Origin of the sequence: Chryseobacterium sp., assembly GCF_022712095.1 — a bacterium.
Taxonomy (GTDB): domain Bacteria; phylum Bacteroidota; class Bacteroidia; order Flavobacteriales; family Weeksellaceae; genus Chryseobacterium.
The window spans coordinates 1-8199 of the sequence record NZ_JALAHD010000006.1; the positions used below are offsets into that span (position 1 = coordinate 1).

The following is an 8199-nucleotide window of genomic DNA, read 5'->3' on the forward strand; positions in this document are numbered from 1 at the left end:
CAGAGTGGCTAAATGGGACTGACTGTAACTCAGTTGCTTCGGCTTCGTAGGTTCGAATCCTGCTCTCCCCACTATATTTTTTAAGAAAAAAACTTGCAGGTTAATAAAGGTTTTTATAGATTTGCACAGCGTTTACCAACAATCTTGGAAACAAAATTGCGGAAGTAGCTCAGTTGGTAGAGCGTCAGCCTTCCAAGCTGAATGTCGCGGGTTCGACCCCCGTCTTCCGCTCAAAAAAATCACTCTATTATAAGCGTGATTTTTTTATTTGCCGACTTAGCTCAGCGGTAGAGTGCTTCCTTGGTAAGGAAGAGGTCACGGGTTCAAGTCCCGTAGTTGGCTCATCAGAATTCTTTATAAAATTGCAGCAATCGTTGCAATTTTTTATTTTATATACTATCAGAAAACGAAAAACCTGATTCTCCATTCCATATATTTTTATTTCTTTTCATTGTATTTATATAATATTTACTTATAAACTTGCAATATTTAAAGCAATCAATCCTAAAAATTTTCATTAAATTCGTATCAAATAAATTTTTTGATGAATATTCTTTTATTAGAAGACGACCTTATCCTTTCAGCAGAATTAAGTAAATTTTTAGAATCGAATAATTTTACCTGTGATAGGATTTATGACGGGGAAACTTTTCTCCGTCAGATCAAAGGCAATATTTATGATTTATATCTTTTGGACATCAATGTTCCTAAAATAAATGGTTTGGATGTATGCCAGACCATACGCTCTTTTGATAAGATTACACCCATATTCATTATTTCTGCCTATGGAGAGCTATCGGATAAGAAAGATGCTTTCACAAGGCTTGCGGATGATTATCTTGTAAAACCCTTTCAGTTTGAAGAACTCCTTCTACGTATCAATTCACTGTTGAGAAGAAAAACACCTGCAGACGTTGTTGATCAGGAAGTAATCAGGATTGATGATCTTATTATCAATAAAACCGAACAAAAAGTATTCAGAGGAACTACCGAGATTGCTTTGACACTCAAGGAATTTCAATTGTTGGTATATTTAGCTGAGGCGCAGGGAAGAATTGTTTCAAAGCAACAGATTACAGAGCATGTATGGGAGCATAATTTTAATACCAATACCAACACTGTAGAAGTTTACATTAATTTTTTAAGAAAAAAAATAGATAAGGATTTCAAAGTAAAGCTGATTCATACCCGTTCGGGATTCGGATATTATTTAAGCCCGATATGATATGTCCCTGAAAAGAAAGATAGCTTTAAGCCTCAGTATTGCATTTTCATTACTTTTTGGTATTGTAATGATGGTGATCTATGCTTCTTTTGATGATTTCAGAAGGGATGAATTCAAAGAAAGGTTTCGTCAAAGATTAGAATTTACTTCCCATTTTATTTCAAAGTCTAAAGATTTTGAGGAAGAAGCTCCTCTTTTTTTTAATGAAAATTCCGATAATATCCTGTTAAATGAGAAGATATTAATTTTTAACGAAGATAAAGAGCTTATCTATAGTACTATAAAAGACAGAAATGTAACGTGGGATGCCCATCTTCTGGAAGAACTTGATAAGAAAAAAATTATCTACAGTGAAGAAACAAAACCGGAGATCTATGCTGCACTAAAGACAATCAACGGTGAAAAATATTATATCCTCACCAGTGCTTATGATACGAATGGCAAATCAAAGCTATCTTACCTGAAATATCTGCTTATTGCTGCTTATCTTATGAGTGCTCTTATCATTGGCCTCTTCAGCTATTACTTTGTAGGACAATTTCTGCGGCCTCTCGAAGATCTGAATAAAGAGGTTTCGAAGATTACTGCACATAAACTCACTACTCAATTTGCTGTAGAAGAATCGGAAGATGAAATCAGTATTCTGACACAGTCTTTTAACACGATGATTGGAAGGCTGGATGATGTTTTCCAGTCCCAGAAGGATTTTACGGCTAGTGCTTCCCATGAAATAAGAACACCTATTACCCGAATGTCCTTTCAGCTGGAGAATCTGATGAAGCTTGAGCATCATTCTCCTCAGACGATGGCTGCATTGAAACAAATTCTGCAGGATGTTTATCAGTTATCTGATTTAACGAATTCATTACTCATATTAAATAAATTTGATAAAGAAAATATTCAGAGTATTTATGAAGAAGTCAGAATTGATGAAGTGATTTTTAAATCATTTGAAGCTATTGAGAAAAGTTATCCTGAATTGAAAATGGATTTTCTTATTGCTGGAGATACCATTGCTGAAACACTTCTTGTGATTAACGGAGTACCATCCCTTCTAGAGATTGTATTTATTAATTTATTTAAAAATGCTGCGATTTATTCCGATAACTCAGAAGTGAAACTGCTGATTAAAGAAACGGTTGACTACGTAGTTGTGGAGGTAATTTCGCAAGGAAATACCATTTCGGAAGAAGAACAGCCTAAATTGTTTGAAGCTTTTATGAGGGGCGATAATTCTCATAATATTTCCGGCTCAGGACTAGGGCTTCGAATTGTAAAGAGAATATTGGAATATCATAATGCTGATATTACTTATTCCGTACCCTTTGAAAAAACCAATAAATTTACTGTGACATTCCGAAAATAGAAATTTAATTTTTTTTTAATAATAGTTTAAGTCGGTTTTAATTCTGTCATACCATTTTTGTAATCTTAAACTCAATAGAATGAATAAATTTGTGGGGCTTTTCATTATCATTTCTTCATTCACAGTGGCTCAGCAACAGATGTCACTCTTAGACTGTGAAAATGCATTTCAGCAGAATAATCTTCAATTGCTTGCCGGGCAGTATAATATCAATATGGCAGATGCAGATATTTTACAAGCCAAAATATGGGAACTGCCTCAAATAAGCGGTGAAATCAATGCTTATAATCCCGAAGCAAAAAAACTTTTTGATGTAGGACATGCTAAAGGAGCTGATATTACCCAACTCATCTATATGGGAGGCAAAAAGAAAAATGAGATTGCTTTTGCAAAATCTAATAAAGAATTGGCTCAGCTGCAGTTTTCCCAATTACTGATAGATCTGAGGACACAGCTGAGAACTACTTACTATAATCTTTACTATGAAAAACTGAAGCTGGATAATACCAATAGGCAGCTTGGGTATATGAACGAATTATTGTCAGCCTATAAAATACAATCTGCGAAAGGTAATGTTTCCCTTAGAGATGAAGTCAGATTGCAGAGTATTGTGATTCAGTTGAGCAATGATAAGGTTGGAATTAACAAAAATATCCTTGAACTGGAGCAGAGTTTAAAGCTTTTGACTGGATTGAAAGAAAGTATAGAACCACAGCTGTCAGAAACTGAAGCAAAAAGTATTCTTGACTCTCAGCCTTTTGGAGATGAGGAAGCATTAAAAACAAAGGCTTTGGAAAATAATGCTGATTATCTGTATAACCTTAAATTGATTGATAACAGTAAACTCTATGCTCAATGGCAGAAGTCTTTAAATGTACCGGATGTAAATATTGGCGCAGGTTGGGATCAAAATGGAGGAACTTTTAAAAATGAAGTAAATCTTAAAATAGGGATTCCTATTCCTTTATGGAAAAGTAATCAGGGGAATGTTGAGAAAGCGAATTATGCCATTCAGCAAAATCAAAAAAATGCAGATTACCAAAAGTTAAACCTTGAAACAAAAGTAGAGGCCGCTTTTCAAACCTGGAAAACCCAATATGAGCAATTATCCCAATTCAAAACCAGTGATCTTGATAATCTGAATCTTGTCTATGACGGAATATTAAAAAATTTCAGAAGAGGAAATATCAGCCTCATAGAGTTTGTTGATTTTATGGATAGTTATAGAGAAACTATTCTTCAGGTTTATGAAATGCGAAATGAAGTGATTCAATCTGCCGAACTTCTTAATCAATTAGTACAAACAAAAATCTTCTATTAAAGAAATGAAAAAATATATCATACTTCTCTGGGGAGCGTTATCCTTATTCTCCTGTTCCAAGAAAGAAGAAAAGAAGCCTGACCCAAAAGGATTTGAATTAAGCAATACCATGTTTAAATCCATTTCCTTAGCTAAAGTAGAGAGACAAAACATAGAAGATTATTATAGTTTTTATGGGAAAATTTCTGCTGACAAAAACAGTTATATAGATGTTTATCCGCTGGTAGGAGGAAATGTTTTGAGTGTGAATGTGGAACTGGGGGATTATGTAAGAAAAGGACAGGTACTGGCGACCATAAGAAGTACGGAATTGGCGGAGGTGCAAAAAGATGTGAGTGACGCTAAGACTGATCTGGTAGTGGCTCAGAATAATTTAAGGGTGGCTAAAGAATTATATGAAGGAAAACTGAATACTGAAAAAGATATACTGGAAGCTAAAAGTGAAGTTCAGAAAGCACAGGACCAGTTGCAGAGAGCTAATGCGGTAAGTGCGGTATATAATGTTAAAAAAGGGAATATTTACAGTGTGGTCGCTCCGATCAACGGATATATTGTTCAGAAAAATATTAATAAAGATATGCAGCTCCGAAGTGATAGAAGTGATAATATCTTTGACGTTGCCAATACTACCAATGTATGGGCTATTATGAATATAAATGAATCAGATATAGATAAGATAGGTCTCGGAATGAAAGCTGAAGTATCAACGCTTTCCTATCCTGATAAGATATTTTATGGGAAAATAGATAAAATATTTAAAATTATCGATCCTGAAACCAATTCTATGCAGGCGAGGGTAGTGCTCGATAATGCCAATGGGTTGTTGATTCCTGAAAGTAAGGCAACAATAAAAATATTGAATTCTGAAACTGATAAAGCCCTTACTGTTCCATCCAAAGCGGTGATCTTTGATGATAACAGAAGTTTTGTAGTCGTTTTCGAGTCGAGGGCAGATGTGAAAATCAAAGAAATAAAAGTTTTAAAGCAGGTAGGAGATGTTACCTATGTTTCAGAAGGCCTTTCAGAAGGAGAGAAAGTGATTACCACTAATCAGCTGCTGATTTACCGCTCACTTAATAATTAAATCCATCCCTATTATTCCATGAATAAATTCATAAAAAATATCATTGCATTCTCCCTTAAAAATAAAGCATTTACATTTATTTGGGTGGGTATATTGGCTATAGCAGGATTCATTAGTTTTAAAAATATGCCGATTGAAGCCTTTCCGGATGTTACCAATACGCAAATTGTTATCATTACACAATGGAATGGAAGAAGTGCAGAAGAAGTAGAAAGATTTGTTACTACACCGATAGAATTGGCGATGAGTCCAGTTCAGAAAAAAACGAGTGTAAGAAGTACCACCATGTTCGGGCTATCCATTGTAAAGATTCTTTTTGATGATGGAGTGGATGATACTTTTGCGAGAAATCAGGTTAATAATCAGCTTAGAACAGTAAGCCTTCCTGATGATGTGGAACCTGAGGTACAGCCGCCTTATGGGCCTACCGGAGAGATATTCAGGTATACCATTGAAAGTAAGAAAAAAGACTCCAGAGAGCTTTTGACTTTGCAAAATTGGGTTATAGACCGTGCTCTCCGGGGAGTTCCGGGTGTAGCAGATATCAATGTATTTGGTGGTCAGGATAAAGTTTTTGAATTGAGTATTGATCCACGAGCATTGGATAAATATAATTTAACTCCTCTTCAGGTATATGAGGCAGTCACTAAAAGTAACCTGAATGTAGGGGGAGATGTTATTGAAAAAAACGGACAGGCTTATGTGGTGAGAGGAATAGGGCTGGTCAAATCGGTTGCAGATATAGGGAATATTACTATTCAGAATGATAGCGGAAATCCGGTTTTGGTAAAATATGTTGCAGAAGTTCATGAAAGCTCGATGCCTAGAGTAGGACAGGCGAGTCTTAACCATAATGAAGATACTGTAGAAGGCATTGTTGTGATGCGGAAAGGAGAAAATCCGAGAGAAGTATTAGTAGGCGTTAAAGCTAAGATCGATGAACTTAATGAAAAAATTCTTCCAAAAGATGTAAAGCTTGTTACTTTCTACGATCGCGATAACCTTATGGATTTTACGACTCATACCGTAATGCATAACCTCATTGAGGGAATTATTTTAGTTACAGTGATCGTTTTTATTTTTATGGCAGACTGGAGAACAACGCTTATTGTTTCCATCATTATTCCACTATCATTACTGTTTGCATTTTTATGCCTGAAAATGGCTGGGATGAGTGCTAACTTACTTTCTTTAGGAGCAGTAGACTTTGGAATTATCATTGATGGAGCGGTGGTAATGGTGGAGGGGCTCTTTGTGATGCTCGACCATAAAGCCCATAAATATGGAATGGAAAAGTTCAATAAAATGGCCAAAGGGGGGTGGATTAAGCAGACAGGGACAGGGCTTGGAAAAGCGATTTTCTTTTCAAAATTAATTATTATCACTTCCCTTATTCCTATTTTTTCCTTTCAGAAGGTAGAAGGCAAAATGTTTTCTCCACTGGCTTTTACACTGGGATTTGCTTTACTGGGTGCTTTGATTTTTACCTTGACATTGGTCCCTGTTTTATCTCATATCCTTCTGAATAAAAATGTGAAAGAAAAAAATAATCCGTTTGTTAACTTTTGGGATCGGACTGTAGTGAAAGGATTTAATCTTACCTTTAGAAATAAGGGAATGAGTATGATAGTGGCGATTTCTTTTCTTGCTGTTACATTATTTTCCGCTAAATTTTTAGGAACAGAATTCTTACCTCAGTTAAATGAAGGTTCACTTTGGATTACTGCGGAAATGCCGATGAGTTCATCATTAAAAGAATCATTAAAAACAGCAGATCTTCTGAAGAAAGATATTATGAGCTTTTCTGAAGTTACGGATGTTCTTGCACAGACTGGAAGAAGTAATGATGGTACAGATCCTAATGGATTTGGATTTGTTCAGTTTGCAGTAAATCTTAAGCCCAGAGAAGAATGGAAACGTAAAATAAGCTATGATGAACTGATTGAAGAGATTGATGAAAAACTTAGGAGCTATCAGGGAATCACATTCAATTATTCCCAGCCTATTTCTGATAATGTAGCCGAAGCGGTTGCTGGCTTTAAAGCGGAGAACGGAATAAAGATTTACGGGGATAACCTGGAAACCTTGGACAAACTGGCGGAAGAAGTTTTAAAATCTATTAAAGACGTGGAAGGGGTTAAAGACCCGGGAATCATCAAAAATATTGGTCAGCCGGAAGTAAGTGTAGTATTGGATAGAGATAAAATGGCTGCTTATGGAGTTATGCCTGCGGATGCCCAGGCTGTTTTGGAAATGGCTTTTGGTGGGAAAACAGCTTCGGAAATGTTTGATGGTGAAAGGAAATTTCCGATTAGATTACGTTATTCGGAAGAATACCGAAAAGATGAGAACGATATAGCTTCTCTAATGGTTCCTACACAGGATGGAGCCAAAATACCGTTAAAAGAAATCAGTAATATTATTAAAGACAATGGCGCAGCCTTTATTTATCGTGATGATATTAAACGCTATATAGGCGTCAAGTTTTCTATTCGTGACCGTGATTTGGGAAGTACTATAGCAGATGCCCAGAAAAAAGTTTCTCAAATAGAACTTCCGGATGGATATTCTCTCGGATGGACAGGACAGTTTGAGAACCAGCAAAGAGCTTCTCATAGATTGGCTCAAGTAGTTCCTGTAAGTATTATTATGATCTTCTTTTTGCTATTTATTCTGTTTGGAAACATTAAAGATTCCTTACTGGTACTTGCAAACGTTCCCTTTGCATTAATAGGTGGAATTATAGCTCTCCATATTACCAGAATTAATTTTGGAATATCGGCAGGAGTAGGAATGATTGCTTTGTTGGGAATCTGTATTCAAAATGGAGTGATTCTGATATCGGAATTTCATCAGAATGTAAAAAATGGGCTTTTACTCGATCAGGCGATACTCAATGGCGTGAAATCCAGAACGAGACCTGTAATTATGACAGCTTTGATGGCTTCTATCGGATTATTACCGGCAGCCCTTTCTACAGGAATCGGCTCTGAATCTCAGAAACCCTTAGCTATTGTTATTATAGGAGGTTTGGTTACTGCTACAGTACTTACTCTACTTATATTTCCTATTATTTTTTGGTTCTTTAACAGAGCAAAAAATCATGATTGAAAATCATGTTTAAATGTTTGTAATATTAATTTAAAAATGTAGCTTTGTGTAAAGTTTATTTCGTAATATTTTTATGATAATTTGATTATATA

General features: G+C 35.5%; 5 protein-coding genes and 2 tRNA genes. All 7 read left to right on the plus strand.

Annotation, left to right across the window (positions count from 1 at the left end; translation table 11 throughout):
* Positions 1–158 precede the first annotated feature (158 nt).
* The 7 genes from Q0A18_RS00155 to Q0A18_RS00185 all read left to right on the plus strand — a co-directional run bounded on the left by Q0A18_RS00155 (position 159) and on the right by Q0A18_RS00185 (position 8107).
* Positions 159–231: transfer RNA gene (locus tag Q0A18_RS00155), tRNA-Gly, on the plus strand.
* A 39-nt stretch (positions 232–270) separates the two neighbouring features.
* Positions 271–342: transfer RNA gene (locus Q0A18_RS00160), tRNA-Thr, on the plus strand.
* Positions 343–544: 202 nt separating this feature from the next.
* Complete coding sequence (locus tag Q0A18_RS00165; RefSeq protein WP_292008139.1) at positions 545–1225, plus strand: response regulator transcription factor; 681 nt, start codon at positions 545–547, stop codon at positions 1223–1225.
* 1 nt (position 1226) lies between these two features.
* Entirely contained in the window at positions 1227–2591 is a 1365-nt protein-coding gene (locus Q0A18_RS00170) for an ATP-binding protein (protein ID WP_292008140.1), read from the plus strand.
* A 79-nt stretch (positions 2592–2670) separates the two neighbouring features.
* Entirely contained in the window at positions 2671–3912 is a 1242-nt protein-coding gene (locus Q0A18_RS00175) for a TolC family protein (protein ID WP_292008141.1), read from the plus strand.
* Between the two features lie 4 nt (positions 3913–3916).
* Positions 3917–4996, plus strand: a complete 1080-nt coding sequence (locus tag Q0A18_RS00180; protein WP_292008142.1) for an efflux RND transporter periplasmic adaptor subunit — start codon at positions 3917–3919, stop codon at positions 4994–4996.
* 18 nt (positions 4997–5014) lie between these two features.
* A complete protein-coding gene (locus tag Q0A18_RS00185; protein WP_292008143.1) occupies positions 5015–8107 on the plus strand; it encodes a CusA/CzcA family heavy metal efflux RND transporter in 3093 nt (1030 codons plus the stop codon).
* Positions 8108–8199: the final 92 nt, after the last annotated feature.

Bases quoted from the DNA above. Each gene is read 5' to 3' on its own strand.
- Q0A18_RS00175 (WP_292008141.1), top strand. From the start codon at position 2,671: ATGAATAAATTTGTGGGGCTTTTCATTATCATTTCTTCATTCACAGTG.
- Q0A18_RS00180 (WP_292008142.1), top strand. From the start codon at position 3,917: ATGAAAAAATATATCATACTTCTCTGGGGAGCGTTATCCTTATTCTCC.
- Q0A18_RS00185 (WP_292008143.1), top strand. From the start codon at position 5,015: ATGAATAAATTCATAAAAAATATCATTGCATTCTCCCTTAAAAATAAA.
- Q0A18_RS00165 (WP_292008139.1), top strand. From the start codon at position 545: ATGAATATTCTTTTATTAGAAGACGACCTTATCCTTTCAGCAGAATTA.
- Q0A18_RS00170 (WP_292008140.1), top strand. From the start codon at position 1,227: ATGTCCCTGAAAAGAAAGATAGCTTTAAGCCTCAGTATTGCATTTTCA.